This window comes from Pseudomonas sp. W22_MBD1_FP4 (assembly GCF_052113765.1).
GTDB classification, from domain to species: domain Bacteria; phylum Pseudomonadota; class Gammaproteobacteria; order Pseudomonadales; family Pseudomonadaceae; genus Aquipseudomonas; species Aquipseudomonas sivasensis.
On the sequence record NZ_JBGQOI010000030.1, the window covers coordinates 38494 to 57913 of the forward strand.

A 19420-nucleotide genomic window follows, 5' to 3' on the forward strand; every position below is an offset into this window, starting at 1 on the left:
CATTAGAAAAAGGAGAGTGCTGTGTCGCGTAGACGCGTCGTAGTCACCGGTATGGGTATGTTGTCGCCACTGGGTACGGATGTGCCGAGCAGTTGGCAGGGCATTCTGGCTGGCCGCAGTGGTATTGGTCTGATCGAACACACGGACCTTTCTGCCTATTCCACCCGTTTTGGCGGCTCGGTAAAGGGGTTCAATGTCGAGGAATACCTCTCGATCAAAGAGTCCCGCAAACTCGACCTGTTCATTCAATACGGCCTGGCAGCCGGTTTTCAGGCAGTGCGTAACGCCGGCCTGGAAGTCACTGATGCCAACCGTGAGCGCATCGGCGTGGCGATGGGGTCTGGTATTGGTGGTCTGACCAATATCGAAGAAACCAGCCGCACGTTGCACGATACTGGCCCTCGTCGAATTTCACCGTTCTTCGTGCCTGGCTCGATCATCAATATGATTTCCGGCTTCCTGTCCATCCACCTGGGTGCACAGGGACCGAACTACGCCATCGCTACTGCGTGCACCACCGGCACGCATTGCATCGGCATGGCAGCGCGCAACATTGCCTACGACGAAGCCGACGTGATGATCGCCGGCGGTGCCGAAATGGCAGCCTGCGGCCTGGGTATGGGCGGCTTTGGCGCGTCCCGTGCGCTGTCGACCCGCAATGACGAGCCGACCCGCGCCAGCCGTCCGTGGGACAAGGGTCGTGACGGCTTCGTACTGTCCGATGGTGCTGGTGCCCTGGTGCTGGAGGAGTTGGAGCACGCTAAGGCGCGCGGAGCCACCATCTATGCCGAGCTGATCGGCTTTGGCATGAGCGGCGACGCCTACCACATGACCTCGCCACCGTCTGACGGTGCCGGCGCTGCGCGCTGCATCACCAACGCATTGCGTGATGCGAAGGTCAATGTCGATCAGGTGCAGTACATCAACGCCCATGGCACTTCGACCCCGACCGGTGACTTGGCGGAAGCTGAGGCCATCAAGTCGGTGTTCGGCGAGCACGCGTACAAGCTGGCTGTCAGCTCCACCAAGTCCATGACCGGTCACCTGCTGGGTGCGGCGGGCGCGGTCGAGGCGATCTTCAGCGTGATGGCCATCAAGGATCAGGTCGCTCCGCCGACCATCAACCTGGATGAGCCGGATGAAGGCTGCGACCTGAACTTCGTACCGCACGAGCCGCAACAGATGCCGATCGACGTTGCGATCTCCAACTCGTTCGGATTTGGTGGCACCAACGGTTCCCTGGTGTTCCGCCGGTACGCCGAGTGATGCACAGCTGGGTCGACGGTCAGCCAGCGGACAGCGTGCCCCTGAAAGATCGCGGCCTGGCGTATGGCGATGGCCTGTTCGAGACCGTCGCCGTCAAGGCCGGGCAGCCCCTGCTACTCGACCGCCACCTGCAGCGCCTTGATGAGGGCTGCAGGCGCTTTGCGTTCGTGGTCGATCTCGGGTTGATCCGCAACGAAGTGCTTGCCTATGCCGCCGCCCTCGGTGACGGTGTCCTCAAGCTGATCCTTACCCGTGGCGACAGCCTGCGCGGTTACGGCATCAATCCCGACGCACCTGTGCGCCGTATCCTGCAGGGCAGTCCGCCCGCCACCTATCCCCACGCCCATGGAACCGACGGCATTCGCCTGTTTCCGTGCGCTACCCGTTTGGCCGAGCAGCCCTTGCTGGCCGGGCTGAAGCACCTTAACCGCCTGGAGCAGGTGATCGCGCGTGCCGAATGGCAAGATGTCGAACATGCCGAAGGTTTGATGCTGGATATGTCCGGCCGCGTCATTGAGGGCGTGTTCAGCAATCTGTTTCTCGTGCGTAACGGCTTGTTACTAACCGCCGATCTGAAGCGTTGCGGTGTCGCGGGTGTGATGCGTGCCGAGATCCTGGACCAGGCACAATCGCTGGGCATCCCGGTGGCCGTGGCCGACATCACTGTCGAGCAACTGCAGCAGGCCGACGAAGTCTTTGCCTGTAACAGCGTGTATGGCATTTGGCCGGTGCGCGGCTGTGCTGCGATGAGCTGGCCGGTTGGGCCGCTCACCCGTAAACTGCAGGGCATTGTTCGCGCGCTATTGGATATCTGAGTTGATACGAAAACTGGTTGTACTGCTGCTGATCGGTCTGTTCTCGGCGGCTTTGCTGTTGGGGGTCTGCGCCTGGAAATACGACGCTGCCTTGAAGCAGCCGCTGAATCTGACCCAAGAGCAGTTGCTCGATGTGCCGGCAGGGGCGACTCCGACCGGCACCTTCAATCGACTGGAAGCCGACGGCGTGATCGACGGAGCCTTCTGGCTGCGTCTGTATTGGCGCTTCAACCTCGACGGCCAACCGCTGCATAGCGGCGAATACCGAATGACGCCCGGCATGACCGCCGAAGGCCTGATCGGCCTCTGGCAGCGTGGCGACGTGGTGCAATACAGTCTGACACTGGTGGAAGGCTGGAACTTCCGCCAAGTGCGTTCGGCCCTGGCCAAGCATGAAAAGATCGTACAGAGCCTCTCCGGCCTGAGTGACAGCGAAGTGATGGAGAAACTTGGTCACCCTGGGGTGTTTCCCGAAGGGCGATTCTTCCCGGATACGTATCGATTCGTGCGCGGCATGACCGACGTCGAATTCCTTAAAAAAGCTTACAACCGCCTGGACGACGTACTGGCCCAGGAGTGGAGCAAGCGCGCCCCCGATGTGCCGTACACCGACCCTTATCAAGCGCTGATCATGGCGTCTCTGGTGGAAAAAGAGACCGGTGTGCCTGAGGAGCGTGGCCAGATTGCCGGTGTGTTCGTCCGCCGTCTGAAGATCGGCATGCTGCTGCAGACCGACCCTACGGTGATCTACGGCCTGGGTGAGCGTTACAACGGCAAGTTGACGCGCGCTCACCTCAAGGAATCCAACCCTTACAACACCTACATGATTGCCGGGCTGCCGCCGACGCCAATCGCCATGGTCGGTCGCGAGGCTATCCATGCCGCATTGAACCCGGTGCCTGGCAGCAGCCTGTATTTCGTCGCCCGTGGCGATGGCAGTCATATTTTCTCCGATGACCTGGGTGCGCATAATGCCGCCGTGCGTGAGTTCCAGCTCAAACGCCGTGCCGATTACCGCTCGAGTCCGGCACCGGTGGTAAAACCGCCGGAAGATGCAACGCCGCCAACGGAAGCGCCCGCCGAGCCCGTGCTGGACACCACCGCGCCGCAAAGCCCGCAATGACTCTGACTAAGGACTGCCTGTGACTGGCTTGTTTATTACCCTGGAAGGCCCGGAAGGCGCCGGCAAAAGCACCAACCGCGATTACTTGGCAAAGCGCTTGCGTGCCGAAGGCATCGAGGTGGTGTTGACCCGTGAGCCCGGCGGTACGCCTTTGGCCGAGCGCATCCGTGAAGTGTTGCTGGCCCCAGGCGAAGAACAGATGAACCCGGACACCGAGCTGCTACTGGTGTTCGCTGCCCGGGCACAACATCTGGCCGAGGTGATTCGCCCGGCCCTGGCCCGCGGTGCCGTGGTGATTTGCGACCGGTTTACCGATTCCACCTACGCCTACCAGGGCGGCGGCCGCGGGTTGTCATTGGCGCGCATCGCTACCCTGGAAACGTTCGTGCAAGGTGATTTGCGTCCTGACCTGACCCTGTTGTTCGACTTGCCCGTAGAAGTGGGCATGGCCCGCGCCAGTGCTCGTGGTCGTCTCGATCGCTTCGAACTCGAAGGCCAGGCGTTCTTCGATGCTGTGCGCAGCGCGTTTCTCAAACGTGCTCAGGTCGAACCTGCTCGCTATCACCTGCTTGACGCATCCCAGCCGTTGGCCAATGTGCAGCAGGCCATCGACGGCTTGTTGCCAACACTGTTGGAGCGCGCCCGTGGCTGAAGCCTACCCGTGGCAGGACAGTCTCTGGCAGCAGTTAGCCGGCCGCGCCCAGCACGCCCATGCCTACTTGTTGCATGGGCCAATCGGTATTGGTAAACGGGCCCTTGCCGAGCGCCTGATGGCCAGCCTGCTGTGCCAGCGTCCGGTTAACTTGGAGGCTTGTGGCGAGTGCAAATCCTGCCTGTTGCTTAAGGCTGGCAGCCATCCGGACAATTACCTGCTGGAGCCCGAGGAAGCCGACAAGGCGATCAAGGTCGACCAAGTGCGTGATCTCGTCAGCTTCGTGGTGCAAACCGCGCAGATGGGCGGGCGCAAGGTGGTGCTGATCGAGCCGGTAGAAGCGATGAACATCAACGCCGCCAACGCCCTGCTCAAAAGCCTGGAAGAACCCTCCGGCGATACTGTGCTGTTGCTCGTGAGCCACCAGTCAAGCCGCCTGTTGCCGACCATCCGCAGTCGCTGCGTGCAGCAGGCCTGTCCGCTGCCAAGCGAGGCGATAAGCCTGCAATGGCTGGCGCAGGCACTGCCAGACTGCTCCGCCGATGAACGTGTCGAACTACTGACCCTGGCCGCCGGTTCGCCCTTGGCGGCCGTGAAGCTGCAAGCCCAAGGCGTGCGTGACCAGCGCGCGCTGGTGGTGGATGGGGTTAAAAAACTCCTCAAGCAGGAACTGTCTGCGACACAACTGGCCGAAAGCGCCTGGAAAGACATTCCCCTGTTGCTGCTGTTCGACTGGTTCTGCGACTGGTCGAGCCTGATCCTGCGGTATCAGTTGACCCAGGATGAAAATGGCCTGGGCCTGCAGGACATGCGCAAGGTGGTGCAGTATCTCGCGCAGAAAAGCGCCCAGGACAAGGTGCTGTCCATCCAGGACTGGATCCTCGCCCAGCGCCAGAAAGTGCTCGGCAAGGCCAACCTCAACCGTGTGCTGTTGCTTGAAGCGCTGCTGGTGCAGTGGGTGGGCTTGCTCGGCCGCCGTTAATTTCCGTGGTCGACGGATGTATCGTCGGCCAGACACTTTCCGTGACTCAAGTTGTAACTTCCTATGCTCGTAGATTCCCACTGCCACCTTGATCGTCTTGACCTCGCCCAGCACGGCGGCTCCCTTGATGCCGCCCTGGAAGCGGCTCGCCAGCGCGGAGTCGGGCATTTCCTGTGCATCGGCGTCAGCGCCGACAACGCCTCCGACGTCAAAGCTTTGGCTGATCGTTATGCCGACGTGGATTGCTCAGTGGGTATCCACCCGCTGGACCTCAAGCCTGGCGAGGCCCCGGCCCTCGACTGGCTGCTGGGCGAACTCAACCATCCGCGTGTAGTGGCCATCGGCGAGACCGGCCTGGATTACCACTACGAACCCGAAGCTGCCGAGTTGCAGCAGGCATCCTTTCGCCTGCATCTGCAAGCCGCCCAGCAGACGGGCAAACCGGTGATTGTCCATACCCGCGGCGCCCGTGCCGACACGCTCACCTTGCTGCGCGAGGCCGCGTTACCCCAGGCCGGTGTATTGCACTGCTTCACTGAAGACTGGGACATGGCCAAGGCGGCGTTGGACCTGGGTTTCTATATCTCCCTGTCGGGCATCGTCACTTTTCGCAATGCCGACGCGTTGCGTGACGTGGCCCGCCAAGTCCCGGCCGATCGCCTGTTGGTGGAAACGGACTCGCCGTACCTGGCGCCCATCCCCCATCGCGGCAAGCCGAACCTGCCGGAGTACGTGCGTGATGTGGCGGATTACCTGGCGATGCTGCGGGGTGAGTCCTACGAGCGTTTTGCGCAACAGACTACCGAGAACTTCAAGCGCCTGTTTCCATTGGCTCACGTCGCTTCGTAGATCCAGGGTCAAATTGCGGGCAAAAAAAACCCGGGTTCTGGGGGGGGAATCCGGGTTAAGACCATTAGGAGTAAAGCAAGGGCACACAGTCCGTCGGTACCCAGGTCGGCGCTTCACTTGGGGGAGATGTCACGCCGACAGTTCAAGTATTGATCAGTATCTGATTCAGTCCAGTCGCGACTGATCGTTTTTTAAACAGATTTGGAATACACGCGCTTCGCTTGAGTTCTCATTAGGCCAGTGCACGGGTGCAGTTGTTGCGTATTATTTCTGACTGATAGCCATGAAATCGTTGGCGGTCTGAAAGTAAAGTGCATGGCGGGTTCACATAGACGTTGCCCAACGACCGTTCAGTCGGGATAATCCCTCGCACTGGGTAAATCGTATCGCCATGTAATCTTGGTCATGCGCAACCCTCCCTATTCCGACCTTTGCAGACCTCTTCCTCATGCACAAAGAACCCCGTAAGGTCCGTGAGTTTCGCCGCCGTGAGCAGGAAATTCTCGACACCGCACTCAAATTGTTCCTCGAACAAGGCGAAGACAGCGTCACCGTCGAGATGATCGCGGATGCCGTGGGTATCGGCAAAGGCACGATCTACAAGCACTTCAAGTCCAAGGCGGAGATCTACCTGCGCCTGATGCTCGACTACGAGCGCGACTTGAACGAGCTGCTGCATTCGGCCGATGTCGATAAAGACAAGGAAGCGCTGTCCCGCGCCTACTTCGAGTTCCGTATGCGTGATCCGCAGCGCTATCGCCTGTTCGACCGCCTGGAGGAGAAGGTCGTCAAGGGCCATCAGGTGCCAGAGATGGTCGAAGAGCTGCACAAGATCCGCGCCTCGAACTTCGAACGCCTGACCCTGTTGATCAAGGGCCGCATCAGTGAAGGCAAGCTTGAAGACGTACCTCCTTATTTCCACTATTGCGCGGCTTGGGCCTTGGTGCACGGCGCCGTGGCGCTGTACCACTCGCCATTCTGGAGCAATGTGCTGGAAGACCAGGAAGGTTTCTTCCAGTTCCTGATGGACATTGGCGTACGCATGGGCAACAAGCGCAAGCATAGCGCCGAGCCAGCAGCCGTAGAGTCTTCGCCCGTTGAGACGCCGGCGTCGTAATCTTTACTGCCAGGCGTAGTACCCCAGGAATATACTCAGGCAAGGACCTTGCTAAAAGCTGATTTATCAGTCAGTTTTTAGCGCGCCCGAATCATCCTCTGCCGGAGTGATCCATGATCGTTGATCGTCAAGGCAGGCGTTTTCGCAATTTGCGGATCAGCCTGACTTCAGCCTGCAACTACGCGTGTACCTACTGCGTGCCCAACGGCAAGCGGCTGGTGGCTGCCCAAGACGAACTCTCGGCCGAGGCCATGGCCCGTGGTGTGGCTTACCTGATCGAAGCGGCGGGCATCGACCGACTGCGCATCACGGGTGGCGAGCCGCTGGTCAGCCCCAAGCTGGAAGCCTTCATGAGCGCAGTCGGTGGCATGGGCCTCAGCGATATCAGCTTGACCACCAACGGCCAGTTGCTGGCGCGCAAACTGCCGCTGTTGGTGGATGCCGGCATTCGGCGTATCAACGTCTCTCTCGATACCTTGGACGCGGACGCCTTCCGCAGCATCGCCCGTGGTGGCGACTTGGCCACCGTGCTCGATGGCATGGACCAAGCGCGCGCTGCAGGAATCAAGATCAAGGTCAACATGGTGCCGTTGCGCGGCCAGAACCTCGACCAAGTGATGCCGCTGCTCGACTACTGCTTGGAGCGTGGTTACGAGCTGCGCTTTATCGAGTTGATGCGCATGGGCCACCTGGCCAAGGATTCCAACGCGTTCCTGCAGCAATTCGTCAGCCTGCAGCAACTGCTCAGCCTGATTGGCGAACATCACGAATACCTGCAAGCCAACGCACCGGTGGACGCAACCGCAGTTCGCTACGAGGTGCCGGGCAAAGGCTACTTTGGCGTGATCGCCAACGAGAGCGTTCCATTCTGCCGTACCTGCTCACGGTTGCGCCTGTCGTCCACCGGCTGGCTGCATGGCTGCTTGTCTTCCAGCAACCGCCACTATGTCGGCGACCTGCTCGACAAACCGCGCCACCAGGCACTGCCGGCGCTGCAAGGCTTGCTGATGAAAGCCCTGGGCGACAAACAGGAAGTGGCATTTTCCGGCGGCGCGACGATCATGAAGATCATCGGCGGCTAACGCTATCCCCAGATTACACATCACCCAATATGGGAGTTGCCTTCAAGCTGGCGCAGAACCTGCATCTCACGTCCATTCGCCGGTTTTCCGTCACCGGCTTCTGGAGGATTAGGATGCGTAATCTGGTTTTGTTGCTGGCGTCATTGACGCTGAGTGGTTGCATGACCGTCAGCGATATGGCCGAAGGCACCCGCTATCAGATGAGCGACGCCGGGTTGCTTGACCACAGTGACACCCGCCGTACCGCCTCGGTTCGCATACAGCCGGACTCCTTTGTTTTCATCGCGCAGGGTGCCTTCGTGCCGCCGGGCAGCGCCTATCCGCGACCGAACGTGGTGGCCGAAGAAGCCTTCAACGGATTCGTCGAATACTTCCCCATGGTGCGCCGCGCCCGTCAGCCCGAAGGTTTGGAACAGGCGATGGCCGAAGCTCGTGCGGCAGGCGCCCATTACCTGCTGTACTGCCGATTCGCCAAGGCAGATGACCGTATCGGCAACGCCGACGAATGGGCCGATCAAGAGGCCTTGGACCGGGTAGGGCTAGACAGTGGCGTAATCCAGATCATGTTGATCGAGACCAGTACCCAGTATTTGATTGATACTGCACGCATTCGCAGTCGTGGCGGTTTACTGACGTTCCACGACAATCGGCCACAAGACTTGATTGCCCGCCCGCTGGCGCAGTACGCCCGCGGCCTGCTGGGTATGAGCGATCAGTAAGGCCAGATCAAAAAAAGGGAGAACCCCATGACCGATTCCGCCAAGGCCAACGACCTGTTGGCCCAACTGCCCAAAGGCAAGGGACCGGCGCCGGTGCACCTGTGGAACCCGGACTTCTGCGGCAACATCGACATGCGCATCGCCCGCGATGGCACCTGGTTCTACCAAGGCACGCCTATTGGGCGAAAGCCGATGGTCAAGTTGTTCTCCAATATCATTCGCCGCGATGGCGATGATTATTTCCTGATTACTCCCGTGGAAAAAGTCGGCATCACCGTCGATGATGCGCCCTTTGTCGCGTTGACCCTGGAAGTTGAAGGGCACGGTGAAAGCCAGTTGCTGCGCTTCACCACCAACGTCGATGAACAGATCGAAGCTGATATCGAACATCCGCTGCGGGTGGTCATCGACCCCGTCACCCAGGAACCTGCGCCCTATCTACGGGTGCGTACCAACCTCGAAGCGCTGGTGCACCGCAACGTGTTCTATCAATTGGTCGAGCTTGCTGTAAGCCGTCCGATCAACGGTCAGAACTGGCTGGGCGTGTGGAGCGGTGGCGAGTTTTTCCCGATCGGCGTGGAACCTTGAGGCCGGTTTTTTCACCTTCTTGAAATAATAAGCTTGCTGCTAACGGGCGCTTTCGGTTATCAATTTGTACATGATTAGACATGTTCGATTTGATAAGAAAAAACGCGTCGTCGACGAGCTCATCCGCCGTATCGAGGGTGGGGTGATGGCCGACGGTTTCCTGCTGCCGGGCGAGCACCAACTAGCGGAAGAATTTGCGGTCAGCCGCGGCACCCTGCGCGAAGCCCTGGCCGAACTCAAGCGGCGCAATTACATTGCGACCCAGAGCGGCGTCGGCTCCATCGTCACATTTGACGGCATGGTGCTCGATCAAAACAGCGGGTGGGCCCAGGCCTTGGCGGACAATGGCGCCTTGGTGACCACCGATGTCCTGCGCCTGGAAGCGGTGACGCGCCCCGACCTGTTCAGCCGGTTCGGCACCGATCAATTTATCGCCCTCGACCGCCGCCGGCGCACCACCGATGGTACCGCCGTGTCCCTTGAACGTTCGTTGATGCCCGCGTCCGGTGGCCTGGAAAGCCTGCCCCGTGTCGGCCTGATCGACAATTCCCTGACCATCACCCTGGCGGCCTACGGCTATGTCGGCGCCGAAGGTGACCAGTGGATCGGCGCCGACCCCCTCAGCGATGAAGACGCCCAACTGCTCGGTCGCCCGGCGGGGACCGTATTCCTCAAGGCATCGCGCACCACCTATGACCGGCGCGAGCGTTTCATGGAGCACGTCGAAAGCTTGCTTGACCCTCTGCACTTTCGCCTGCACCTGCAATTTGGATCGTCGAAATGACCTCGAATAACCGCGCCGTTGGCGCTTTCTACGGTCTCGCGCTGGGCGATGCCCTGGGCATGCCTACTCAGTCCCTCAGCCGCGAGCAGGTGCGACAGCGCTTCGGTGCTATCACCACCTTGGAAGATGCCGGTGCCGACCAACCTATCGCGCCGAACATGCCCGCCGGTTCCATTACCGATGACACCGAACAGGCAATTCTGGTCGGCGAGTTGCTGGTTGAAGGCCAAGGCAAGATTGAGCCCACCGTGCTCGCCCAGCGCCTGATCGACTGGGAAGCGGTGATGCGTGCCAAGGGTTCCCAGGACCTGCTCGGCCCGTCGACCAAGCGTGCCATCGACATGATCCTTGCCGGTCATACCCCGGAAGAGTCCGGCCGCTACGGCACCACCAACGGCGCTGCCATGCGCATCACGCCGGTGGGAATCGCCGCCGATGTCAGCGACCCGGCAGCGTTTATCCAGGCGGTCATCCAGGCGTGCCAGGTCACCCACAACACCACCTTGGGCATCTCCAGTGCAGCGGCGGTGGCGGCGGTGGTGTCAGCCGGTATCAACGGTGCGGATCTCGGCGAAGCGTTGAATATTGGCACCCAGATCGCCCGACAGGCGGAAGGCCACGGTCATTGGATTGCTGGCGGGCGTATCTCCACCCGTATCAGTTGGGCGCGCACTCTGAGTGTTGGCAGCGGCGACAAAGCGTTGTTTGCTGAACTGCTCTACGAATTGATCGGCACCTCAGTCGCCTCCCAGGAGTCGGTGGTGGTGTCGTTTGCCCTCGCCCAGCAAGTGGCAGTGGGGGATATGAACGCCTTCGAGGCTTTGTGCCTGGCCGCCAGCCTTGGCGGTGACACCGACACCATCGCGGCGATTCTGGGTGCAATGCTCGGCGCCTGTTTAGGCATGCAGTGCTGGCCTGCGGCAATGATCGAACAGATCAAGGCCGTGAATGGGTTGGACTTGCAGCCGTTGGTTGAAGATCTGTTGAAAATGCGCTGAGTCAGGACAGTTGGGAAGACCGATTCACCTTGCACACCTGCCACAACCACAACAATACCGGCACCAGGAGCACCCCCTCATGAGCAGCACTTCTTCCGGCCAAAGCGCCGGACTATTGGAAACACGCGGCATCGAACCGGTCCCCGAAGGCGAGTGCAATGGCCATCCGCTGCAACTGTTCTGGGTGTGGTTCGCCGCCAACATCAGCATCCTCGGCTTGCCGCTCGGCGCGACGTTGGTGGCGTTCCGTGGCCTGGCAATCTGGCAGGCGATCATCGTGGCGATCCTCGGCGCAGCAGGCTCCTTCGCGGTGGTGGGCATCATCTCCATCGCTGGCCGTCGTGGTAGGGCTCCCAGCCTGACCCTGTCCCGCGCTATCTTCGGCGTGCGCGGCAATATCGGCCCAACGCTGGTGTCGCTGATGTCGCGCCTGGGCTGGGAAACCGTCAACACCACCACCGCCGCCTTTGTGCTGCTGTCGTTGTGTTCGATCCTGTTCGGGTCGCCGGTCGAGGCCAAAAGCGCGCCGGTGCTGACCCTGATCTTCATTGCCATCTTCGTGTTGCTGACCCTGTCCGTTTCCGGCCTGGGCCATGCCACCCTGCTGGTCATCCAGAAGTGGGCCACGTACGTGTTTGGTGCGTTGAATATCCTGGTCGGCGGCTTCCTCTGCGCCACCATCGACTGGAGCGCCGTGTTCAACGCCACACCCGCACCGCTGAGCGCAATGATCATCGGCATAGGCACCATGGCCGCCGGCACCGGTATCGGTTGGGCCAACGCCGGTGCCGACATGTCGCGCTACCAGCACCGCAGCGTCAAGGCCGTGCGTCTGGTGGCATCCGCCGCGTTTGGTGCGGGCATTCCGCTGGTACTGCTCATCACCCTCGGCGGCTTGCTGTCGGTGGGCAACAACGACCTGGCCTCGGCCACCGACCCGATCATCGCGATCCGCGACATGCTGCCTACCTGGATGGCCGTGCCGTACCTGATCACCGCGTTCGGCGGTTTGCTGCTGTCCAATAACCTGTCGGTATACTCGGCCGGTCTCACCACCTTGACCCTCGGTTTGAAGGTCAAGCGCGTGCACGCAGTGATCGTCGACATCGTCGCGATCTTCGCCGGTTCGATTTACTTCATGTTGATTGCCGACAGTTTCTACGGTCCGTTCATCACCTTCATCTCGTTGCTGGCGGTGCCGATTACCGCGTGGGTCGGGATCTTTGTGGTCGACCTGATCCACCGTCACTACTACAGCCCCAAGGATCTGCTGGACGTCAGCCCCAGCAGCGCCTACTGGTATCGCGGCGGTGTGGAGTGGCGTGCGTTCGGCGCGTGGGCCGTGGCGATTGTGCTGGGCTTCAGCTTCACCACCATCGGCACCACCGCCGAAAATATCTGGTTCGCCGGGCCGCTGTCCGACTCCTGGCTGGGCCACAACGGCCTGGGCTGGATCGTCACCTTTCTGGTGGCCGGCGGGATTTATGCCGTACTGGGCGGCGCGGCTGATCGTCGCCCAGCGTTAGTAGAGAGCCCCAATGTCTAGATTGCTGCACACCGGCCAGGTCATTGTTGACCTGGTCATGGCCCTCGATACCTTGCCCGCCACCGGCGGCGACGTGCTCGCCAAGTCCGCCGGTTTCGAAGCCGGCGGCGGCTTCAATGTAATGGCGGCGGCACGACGCAATGGGTTGCCGGTGGTTTACCTGGGGCGCCACGGCAACGGCCGCTTTGGCGACCTGGCCCGCGCGGCGATGCAGGCCGAGGGCGTGGAAATGGCCCAGGCGGCAAGTGAGGGCAAGGACACCGGGTTGTGTGTCTCGCTGACCGAGGCCACCACCGAGCGCACCTTCATCTCCCATATCGGCGCTGAAGGTGACTTGACTGCCGATGACTTAGCGCGCGTCGTTCCCCAGGCTGATGATTATGTATACGTCAGCGGCTACAGCCTGCTGCTGGAAGGCAAAGCGCAGGCGTTGCTCGATTGGTTACTGGCGTTACCCCGCGCGATCACCGTGGTGTTCGACCCGGGCCCGCTGGTCAAGGCGCCCGATTCTGCACTGATGATTGCCTTGCTGCCACGTATCGACATCTGGACCAGCAATGGCCCGGAAGCCTTGGCGTTTACCGGTGCGAAAACACTGGCGGACGCACTGCTGGACCTCAATCGGCATCTGCCTGATGGCGCGCTGCTGGTGGTGCGTGATGGGCCGAATGGCTGTTGGGTCAGTCGTCACGGACATGCCGACCATGTGCCAGGCTTTAAGGTGAGGGCGGTGGATAGCAATGGCGCGGGTGATGCGCATGCGGGGGTGTTTATTGCAGGTTTGGCTGCGGGTTTGACACCGTGTGAGGCGGCGCGTCGGGCGAATGCGGCGGCGGCGCTGGCGGTGACCCGTTGGGGCCCGGCCACCTCGCCCGGCACCGACGAAGTTGATGCTTTGCTCACTCACTGAGCGCGGAGCAGACATGTGGAAGGGGGCGTGCTCCCGATTGCAGTGCATCAGCCCATGAACAGGTGGCTGACATACTGCTATCGGGAGCACGCCCCCTCGCACATTTGGTTGGTGTGGAGGCTACTGACCGGCGTCCAGTTTGCGCGCCTCATCCACTCCAGATGCCGTCAGCTTGATCGGCAAGTTCAGCGAGTATTCGCCGGCGTCGTCGGTGGTCACATGCCCATCCTTGATAAACCCGCGGTCCTGTAGGAACGCCAACACACTGGCGACCTCCTTTTCGCCGCGGTAGTTATCCAGCACCTCCTTGCCCAAACCTTGTGGGTGGGCGTGCAGCAGGCGGGTGAGGACTTCTTTTTCAAGGTTTCTATCGACGTTCATGCGTACCTCTTCACTGGGAAATGATCGGGTGTTCATCTTGCGGTCGAGTGCTTAAGGCGCAGGTTGTTTCGGCGCGCCGGGCAGGTTCGAGTCGTCGCCTTTGTTGATCTTCGGCTCATTGATCGACGGGCCCATTTTACCGTTGCCGACTGCGGCAGGTGCCTGGCGCTCGGTGTCGTGGCCCTTGGTATGCGGGTCGGCGCCGTTGGCGTTATCAATGACTGCGCCACCATTGGTATCCAGGCCAGTGCCCATGGATTTTTGCGATTCGGTGGTGGCGTCAGGCGTAGGATCGGTCGGGCCGGTGGTCGAGCTGGCAGCGACGGCGCTCAGCGATGCGGCGGACAGCAGGCCGGTGAGGGCGAAGGCAGCAAACTTGGAAGGCTTCATGAGGATATCTCCATAGAATTAATGTCCTTACCCTCTATTGGTCAGTTGCCGTTTGTTGATGGTGCCTTGATGGCGACGAACGGTATCAGCGCGCCTGTAAGATTTTGTGTGGCGCGGCCCCTCACCACTCCCGCCGCGCCACCCCCTGCTTTGTCGTGTGCGTGCGGGTGCTTGCAGCAGCGCAGGCCGGCGTAACTGCACGGCCCATGAAAATGCGCTGCAATCAGTCATCAAAGCGCCTTAGTATGTCGGCTTTGAAATTGCCCAAGGCTTGCCCATGACCATCGAGATTCGCCCCGCCGTGCCCAGCGATGCTGCGCAGATCCTGACGTTCATCACCGAACTCGCCGAGTACGAGAAAGCCCGGCATGAAGTGATCGCCAGCGTGGTGGATATCCAGCGCAGCCTGTTCAGCGAGGGCGCCACCGCCCATGGCCTGATCTGCTTGCGCGATGGCTTGCCGATTGGTTTTGCGGTGTTCTTTTTCAGCTATTCCACCTGGCTGGGCAGCAACTGCCTCTACCTGGAAGACCTCTATATCAACCCCGAGCAGCGCGGTGGCGGGGCGGGCAAGAAGTTGCTGCGCCACCTGGCCAAGATCGCGTTTGATAACGGCTGCGCGCGCTTCGAGTGGAGCGTGCTGGACTGGAACGAGCCGGCGATTGCCTTCTATAAATCCATCGGCGCCCAGCCTCAGGAAGAGTGGGTGCGCTATCGCATGGAAGGTGATGCATTACGGGATTTTGCCCTGGGCTGATTGTCATCCTGCCTACAAAACCGGCCAATCCAGGGCCGGTTTTTTTATGTCAGAGCTCACAATATGGGATGCAAATTTATATATTGAGATGTTTCTGGGTCTGGGTTTATAGTCGGCGACATCAGCACTCACTACCAAAAATAAAACAGGTGAAGCGATGCAGGCACAACCGTTGTCACTCCCCGCTGTGCCCGAGCCCACTTACGGCGAGCGGCTCAAAGGCAAGGTGGTGATCATTACCGGCGCCGCCCAAGGCATTGGCGAAGCGATCGTCGCGTGTTTCCAGGCCCAGCAGGCGCGCCTGGTTATCGCCGATATTCAGGGTGAAAAAGTCGAGAAGGTGGCCGCCCATTGGCGCGAACGCGGTGCGCAGATTTACGCGCAAGCCGTCGACATCACTTCAAAAGAGCAATGGCAGGCGCTGGTCAATGTGGCCATTGAGCGCTTTGGTCGCGTGGATGTGCTGGTCAACTGTGCTGGCGTCAATGTGTTCTGCGACCCGCTGGAGATGACCGACGAAGATTGGCGCCGCTGCTTCGCCATTGACCTCGACGGCGCCTGGTTTGGCTGCCGCACGGTGCTACCGCACATGATTGAGCAGGGCGTCGGCAACATCATCAATATCGCCTCTACCCATTCCAGCCACATCATTCCTGGTTGCTTCCCGTACCCCGTCGCCAAGCATGGCTTGCTCGGCCTCACCCGAGCCCTCGGTATCGAATACGCGCCCAAGGGCATTCGCGTTAACGCTATCGCGCCGGGCTATATCGAAACCCAACTCAACGTCGACTACTGGAACGGTTTTTCCGATCCTCACGCCGAGCGCCAGCGCGCCTTTGACCTGCACCCGCCCAAACGCATCGGCCAGCCGGTGGAGGTGGCGATGACTGCGTTGTTTTTGGCCACCGACGAGGCGCCCTTTATCAATGCTACCTGCCTGATGATCGATGGCGGGCGGTCTGTGATGTATCACGACTAGAACTTTTACCGCTCAATAACAATAAAAGGTGTCGTTCATGAAAAAAGCCCTACGCGTCCTTGCCGCCGCCGTTGCTTTAAGCAGCCTCAGCAGCCTCGCATCCGCCGAAGAAGTGAAGATCGGCTTCCTGGTTAAACAAGCCGAAGAACCTTGGTTCCAGACTGAATGGGCCTTCGCCGAAAAAGCCGGCAAGGAACACGGTTTCACCGTGATCAAAATTGCCGTGCCCGATGGTGAGAAAACCCTTTCCGCCATCGACAGTCTGGCCGCCAACGGTGCCAAGGGCTTTGTGATCTGCCCGCCGGACGTGTCCCTCGGCCCAGCCATCGTGGCCAAGGCCAAGCTCAATGGCTTGAAAGTCATGGCCGTGGATGACCGCTTCGTCGATGCCAAAGGCAACTTCATGGAGGACGTGCCGTACCTGGGCATGGCCGCTTTTGAAGTCGGTCAGAAACAAGGCGCCGCCATGGCTGCCGAAGCGAAAAAACGTGGCTGGGACTGGAAGGACACCTACGCGGTGATCAACACCTTCAACGAACTCGACACCGGTAAAAAACGCACCGACGGCTCGATCAAATCCCTTGAAGAGGCCGGCATTCCGAAAGACCACATCCTCACCGCCGCACTGAAAACCCTCGACGTCCCCGGCAGCATGGACGCCACCAACTCGGCGCTGGTCAAGCTGCCCAGTGGTGCGAAAAACCTGATCATCGGCGGCATGAACGACAACACCGTGCTCGGCGGCGTGCGCGCTACCGAAAGCGCAGGCTTCAAAGCGGCCAACGTGATTGGCATCGGCATCAATGGCACCGACGCCATCGGCGAACTGAAAAAGGCCGACAGCGGCTTCTTCGGCTCCATGCTGCCAAGCCCGCATATCGAGGGCTACAACACGGCGCTGATGATGTACGAGTGGGTCACCAAAGGGACCGAGCCACCGAAGTACACCGCGATGGATGAAGTCACCCTGATCACCCGCGCCAACTTCCAGGAAGAACTGACCAAGATCGGGCTGTGGAAATGAGTGCGGCGGCCCTGCGGTTTGAGGGTATCGGCAAAACCTTTCCCGGGGTCAAGGCGCTGGACGGCATCAGCTTCAGCGCCCAGCCCGGGCAGGTGCATGCCTTGATGGGCGAGAACGGCGCGGGCAAGTCGACGCTGCTGAAAATCCTCGGCGGCGCCTACATTCCCAGCAGCGGCACGGTGCAGATCGGCGAGCAGACCATGGCGTTCAAATGCGCTGCGGACAGCATCGCCAGCGGCGTCGCGGTGATCCACCAGGAGCTGCACCTGGTGCCGGAAATGACCGTGGCCGAGAACCTTTTCCTTGGGCACCTGCCGTCGCGCTTCGGCGTGGTCAACCGGAGCCTGCTGCGCAAGCAGGCCCTGGCGTGCCTCAAGGGTCTGGCCGATGAAATCGATCCTGAAGAAAAGCTCGGGCGCTTGTCCCTGGGCCAGCGCCAACTGGTGGAAATCGCCAAGGCGCTGTCCCGTGGCGCCCATGTGATCGCGTTCGACGAACCGACCAGCAGCCTGTCGGCGCGGGAGATCGACCGTTTGATGGCGATCATCACGCGCCTGCGGGATGAGGGCAAAGTGGTGCTGTACGTGTCGCACCGCATGGAAGAGGTGTTCCGGATTTGCAATGCCGTGACGGTGTTCAAAGACGGGCGTTACGTGCGCACCTTTGATGATATGAGTGCGCTCAGCCACGACCAGTTGGTGACCTGCATGGTCGGTCGTGACATTCAGGACATCTACGACTACCGCCCGCGAGAGCATGGCGAGGTCGCACTCAAGGTCGACGGGTTGCTCGGGCCTGGCCTGCGTGAGCCGATCAGTTTCGACGTGCGCAAGGGCGAGATTCTTGGCTTGTTCGGGCTGGTCGGAGCAGGGCGCACGGAGCTGTTTCGTTTGCTCAGCGGGTTGGAACGCAGCAGCGCTGGCAGCCTTGAACTCTGTGGAGAGGCGCTGCAACTGCGTTCCCCGCGCGACGCCATCGCCGCCGGTGTGTTGCTGTGTCCGGAAGACCGCAAAAAGGAAGGGATCATTCCGCTTTCCAGCGTCGCCGAGAACATCAATATCAGCGCCCGTGGTGCCCATTCTTCGTTCGGCTGGTTGCTGCGCGAGCCCTGGGAGAAAGGCAACGCCGACCAGCAAATCAAGGCGATGAAAGTCAAAACCCCGGATGCGCAACAGAAAATCATGTACCTGTCCGGCGGCAATCAGCAGAAGGCCATTTTGGGGCGCTGGCTGTCGATGCCGATGAAGGTCTTGCTGTTGGATGAACCGACGCGGGGCATCGACATCGGCGCCAAGTCGGAGATCTACCAGATCATCCATAACCTGGCGGCCAGCGGCATTGCGGTGATCGTAGTGTCCAGCGACTTGATGGAAGTCATGGGTATTTCCGACCGCATCCTGGTGCTGTGCGAAGGCGCCCTGCGCGGTGAACAAACCCGTGAAAACGCCACCGAATCCAACCTGCTGCAGCTGGCCCTGCCGCGCCGCGTGACGAACTGAGAGACGACCATGAACACTCAAAACAACGCGTTGCCCACCGCACGCAAACCCTTCGACCTGCGCGCACTGCTCGACAACTGGGCGATGCTGTTGGCGGCGGTGAGCATCTTTGTGCTGTGCGCCTTGCTGATCGACAACTTCCTCTCACCGCTGAACATGCGCGGCCTGGGCCTGGCGATTTCCACCGTGGGCATCGCCGCGTGCACCATGCTGTTCTGCCTGGCGTCGGGGCACTTCGACTTGTCGGTGGGCTCGGTGATCGCCTGTGCCGGCGTGGTGGCGGCGATTGTGATGCGCGACACCGAGAGCGTCATGCTCGGCATCGGCGCCGCGCTGCTGATGGGCCTGATCGTCGGGCTGATCAACGGCATCGTCATCGCCAAGCTGCGGGTCAATGCGTTGATCACCACCTTGGCCACGATGCAGATCGTGCGCGGCCTGGCCTACATCTTTGCCGACGGCAAGGCGGTTGGCGTGTCCCAGGAGCAGTTCTTTGTGTTCGGCAATGGCCAGTTGTTCGGCGTGCCGGTGCCGATTTTGATCACCATCGTGTGCTTTGTGTTTTTCGGCTGGCTGCTGAACTACACCACCTACGGGCGCAACACCATGGCCATCGGCGGCAACCCGGAAGCGGCGTTGCTGGCAGGGGTGAACGTTGACCGCACCAAGATCCTGATCTTCGCCGTGCACGGCCTGATCGGCGCATTGGCCGGGGTGATCCTTGCGTCGCGCATGACCTCAGGCCAGCCGATGATCGGGCAGGGTTTTGAGCTGACGGTCATCTCTGCGTGCGTGCTAGGCGGGGTGTCGTTGAGTGGTGGGATTGGCATGATCCGCCATGTGATCGCGGGGGTGTTGATTTTGGCGATCATCGAGAACGCGATGAACCTGAAGAACATCGACACGTTTTATCAATACGTAATCCGCGGTTCGATCCTGCTACTGGCGGTGGTCATCGA

General features: G+C 60.7%; 21 protein-coding genes. 19 read left to right on the forward strand and 2 right to left on the reverse strand.

The genetic code is table 11. The features are described 5' to 3' along the window. Positions 1–21 precede the first annotated feature (21 nt). The 14 genes from fabF (at position 22) to ACEN2T_RS27430 (ending at position 13431) form a co-directional block, all read left to right on the forward strand. Entirely contained in the window at positions 22–1266 is a 1245-nt protein-coding gene (gene fabF / locus ACEN2T_RS27365) for a beta-ketoacyl-ACP synthase II (protein WP_032886804.1), read from the forward strand. Then, positions 1266–2081, forward strand: a complete 816-nt coding sequence (gene pabC, locus ACEN2T_RS27370; protein WP_442117848.1) for an aminodeoxychorismate lyase — start codon at positions 1266–1268, stop codon at positions 2079–2081. The genes fabF and pabC overlap by 1 nt, the downstream gene beginning before the upstream one ends. 1 nt (position 2082) lies before the next feature. Further along, on the forward strand, positions 2083–3204 hold the full coding sequence (gene mltG / locus ACEN2T_RS27375; RefSeq protein WP_095185666.1) for an endolytic transglycosylase MltG: 1122 nt from the start codon (positions 2083–2085) through the stop codon (positions 3202–3204). Between the two features lie 19 nt (positions 3205–3223). Beyond that, complete coding sequence (gene tmk / locus ACEN2T_RS27380) at positions 3224–3856, forward strand: dTMP kinase (protein WP_099601970.1); 633 nt, start codon at positions 3224–3226, stop codon at positions 3854–3856. Next, positions 3849–4838, forward strand: coding sequence for a DNA polymerase III subunit delta' (locus ACEN2T_RS27385; RefSeq protein WP_032886809.1), 990 nt, complete (start codon positions 3849–3851; stop codon positions 4836–4838). Before tmk ends, ACEN2T_RS27385 begins: the two co-directional genes overlap by 8 nt. Before the next feature lie 63 nt (positions 4839–4901). Then, positions 4902–5687, forward strand: coding sequence for a TatD family hydrolase (locus tag ACEN2T_RS27390; protein WP_122753527.1), 786 nt, complete (start codon positions 4902–4904; stop codon positions 5685–5687). A 448-nt stretch (positions 5688–6135) separates the two neighbouring features. Continuing rightward, entirely contained in the window at positions 6136–6804 is a 669-nt protein-coding gene (locus tag ACEN2T_RS27395) for a TetR/AcrR family transcriptional regulator (RefSeq protein WP_095185662.1), read from the forward strand. 113 nt (positions 6805–6917) lie between these two features. Next, positions 6918–7886 (forward strand): GTP 3',8-cyclase MoaA, encoded by a 969-nt coding sequence (locus tag ACEN2T_RS27400; protein ID WP_095185661.1) that lies wholly within the window; start codon positions 6918–6920, stop codon positions 7884–7886. A gap of 113 nt (positions 7887–7999) precedes the next feature. Then, on the forward strand, positions 8000–8605 hold the full coding sequence (locus ACEN2T_RS27405; RefSeq protein ID WP_032886814.1) for a DUF4823 domain-containing protein: 606 nt from the start codon (positions 8000–8002) through the stop codon (positions 8603–8605). A gap of 27 nt (positions 8606–8632) precedes the next feature. Further along, positions 8633–9193 (forward strand): DUF1285 domain-containing protein, encoded by a 561-nt coding sequence (locus tag ACEN2T_RS27410; protein WP_260367676.1) that lies wholly within the window; start codon positions 8633–8635, stop codon positions 9191–9193. A gap of 70 nt (positions 9194–9263) precedes the next feature. After that, positions 9264–9977, forward strand: a complete 714-nt coding sequence (locus ACEN2T_RS27415) for a GntR family transcriptional regulator (RefSeq protein WP_442117849.1) — start codon at positions 9264–9266, stop codon at positions 9975–9977. Then, positions 9974–10975, forward strand: coding sequence for an ADP-ribosylglycohydrolase family protein (locus tag ACEN2T_RS27420; protein WP_122753524.1), 1002 nt, complete (start codon positions 9974–9976; stop codon positions 10973–10975). Before ACEN2T_RS27415 ends, ACEN2T_RS27420 begins: the two co-directional genes overlap by 4 nt. 79 nt (positions 10976–11054) lie before the next feature. Next, the gene (locus ACEN2T_RS27425) at positions 11055–12521 is read left to right on the forward strand and encodes a purine-cytosine permease family protein (protein WP_442117850.1); all 1467 of its coding nucleotides are present in this window, start codon (positions 11055–11057) and stop codon (positions 12519–12521) included. Next, positions 12514–13431: a PfkB family carbohydrate kinase gene (locus ACEN2T_RS27430; RefSeq protein WP_095185657.1), complete on the forward strand. Its 918-nt coding sequence runs from the start codon at positions 12514–12516 to the stop codon at positions 13429–13431. The genes ACEN2T_RS27425 and ACEN2T_RS27430 overlap by 8 nt, the downstream gene beginning before the upstream one ends. A gap of 120 nt (positions 13432–13551) precedes the next feature. On the opposite strand, the gene ACEN2T_RS27435 is transcribed toward ACEN2T_RS27430, so the two are convergent. Together ACEN2T_RS27435 and ACEN2T_RS27440 are read right to left on the reverse strand one after the other, a co-directional pair. Continuing rightward, positions 13552–13812, reverse strand: coding sequence for a hypothetical protein (locus tag ACEN2T_RS27435; protein ID WP_032886820.1), 261 nt, complete (start codon positions 13810–13812; stop codon positions 13552–13554). Positions 13813–13863: 51 nt separating this feature from the next. Next, positions 13864–14202, reverse strand: a complete 339-nt coding sequence (locus tag ACEN2T_RS27440) for a hypothetical protein (RefSeq protein ID WP_032886822.1) — start codon at positions 14200–14202, stop codon at positions 13864–13866. Positions 14203–14479: 277 nt separating this feature from the next. Between ACEN2T_RS27440 and ACEN2T_RS27445 the strand changes: the two genes are divergently transcribed. The 5 genes from ACEN2T_RS27445 to araH all read left to right on the forward strand — a co-directional run. Continuing rightward, positions 14480–14959 (forward strand): GNAT family N-acetyltransferase, encoded by a 480-nt coding sequence (locus ACEN2T_RS27445; protein ID WP_032886823.1) that lies wholly within the window; start codon positions 14480–14482, stop codon positions 14957–14959. A 157-nt stretch (positions 14960–15116) separates the two neighbouring features. Beyond that, complete coding sequence (locus ACEN2T_RS27450; protein WP_032886824.1) at positions 15117–15938, forward strand: SDR family oxidoreductase; 822 nt, start codon at positions 15117–15119, stop codon at positions 15936–15938. Between the two features lie 37 nt (positions 15939–15975). Continuing rightward, positions 15976–16962 carry a substrate-binding domain-containing protein gene (locus ACEN2T_RS27455; protein WP_095186531.1) on the forward strand — a complete coding sequence of 329 codons (987 nt, stop codon included), beginning with the start codon at positions 15976–15978 and terminating at the stop codon, positions 16960–16962. After that, entirely contained in the window at positions 16959–18461 is a 1503-nt protein-coding gene (gene araG, locus ACEN2T_RS27460; protein ID WP_122681216.1) for an L-arabinose ABC transporter ATP-binding protein AraG, read from the forward strand. The genes ACEN2T_RS27455 and araG overlap by 4 nt, the downstream gene beginning before the upstream one ends. 9 nt (positions 18462–18470) lie before the next feature. After that, positions 18471–19420 (forward strand): L-arabinose ABC transporter permease AraH (araH, locus tag ACEN2T_RS27465; RefSeq protein WP_442117851.1); only part of this gene is annotated, 950 nt, incomplete at its 3' end.

Coding starts and splice junctions, on each gene's coding strand:
- pabC (WP_442117848.1), top strand. CDS start 1,266: ATGCACAGCTGGGTCGACGGTCAGCCAGCGGACAGCGTGCCCCTGAAA.
- ACEN2T_RS27390 (WP_122753527.1), top strand. CDS start 4,902: ATGCTCGTAGATTCCCACTGCCACCTTGATCGTCTTGACCTCGCCCAG.
- ACEN2T_RS27395 (WP_095185662.1), top strand. CDS start 6,136: ATGCACAAAGAACCCCGTAAGGTCCGTGAGTTTCGCCGCCGTGAGCAG.
- ACEN2T_RS27400 (WP_095185661.1), top strand. CDS start 6,918: ATGATCGTTGATCGTCAAGGCAGGCGTTTTCGCAATTTGCGGATCAGC.
- ACEN2T_RS27405 (WP_032886814.1), top strand. CDS start 8,000: ATGCGTAATCTGGTTTTGTTGCTGGCGTCATTGACGCTGAGTGGTTGC.
- ACEN2T_RS27410 (WP_260367676.1), top strand. CDS start 8,633: ATGACCGATTCCGCCAAGGCCAACGACCTGTTGGCCCAACTGCCCAAA.
- ACEN2T_RS27415 (WP_442117849.1), top strand. CDS start 9,264: ATGATTAGACATGTTCGATTTGATAAGAAAAAACGCGTCGTCGACGAG.
- ACEN2T_RS27420 (WP_122753524.1), top strand. CDS start 9,974: ATGACCTCGAATAACCGCGCCGTTGGCGCTTTCTACGGTCTCGCGCTG.
- ACEN2T_RS27425 (WP_442117850.1), top strand. CDS start 11,055: ATGAGCAGCACTTCTTCCGGCCAAAGCGCCGGACTATTGGAAACACGC.
- ACEN2T_RS27430 (WP_095185657.1), top strand. CDS start 12,514: ATGTCTAGATTGCTGCACACCGGCCAGGTCATTGTTGACCTGGTCATG.
- ACEN2T_RS27435 (WP_032886820.1), bottom strand. CDS start 13,812: ATGAACGTCGATAGAAACCTTGAAAAAGAAGTCCTCACCCGCCTGCTG.
- ACEN2T_RS27440 (WP_032886822.1), bottom strand. CDS start 14,202: ATGAAGCCTTCCAAGTTTGCTGCCTTCGCCCTCACCGGCCTGCTGTCC.
- ACEN2T_RS27445 (WP_032886823.1), top strand. CDS start 14,480: ATGACCATCGAGATTCGCCCCGCCGTGCCCAGCGATGCTGCGCAGATC.
- ACEN2T_RS27450 (WP_032886824.1), top strand. CDS start 15,117: ATGCAGGCACAACCGTTGTCACTCCCCGCTGTGCCCGAGCCCACTTAC.
- ACEN2T_RS27455 (WP_095186531.1), top strand. CDS start 15,976: ATGAAAAAAGCCCTACGCGTCCTTGCCGCCGCCGTTGCTTTAAGCAGC.
- araG (WP_122681216.1), top strand. CDS start 16,959: ATGAGTGCGGCGGCCCTGCGGTTTGAGGGTATCGGCAAAACCTTTCCC.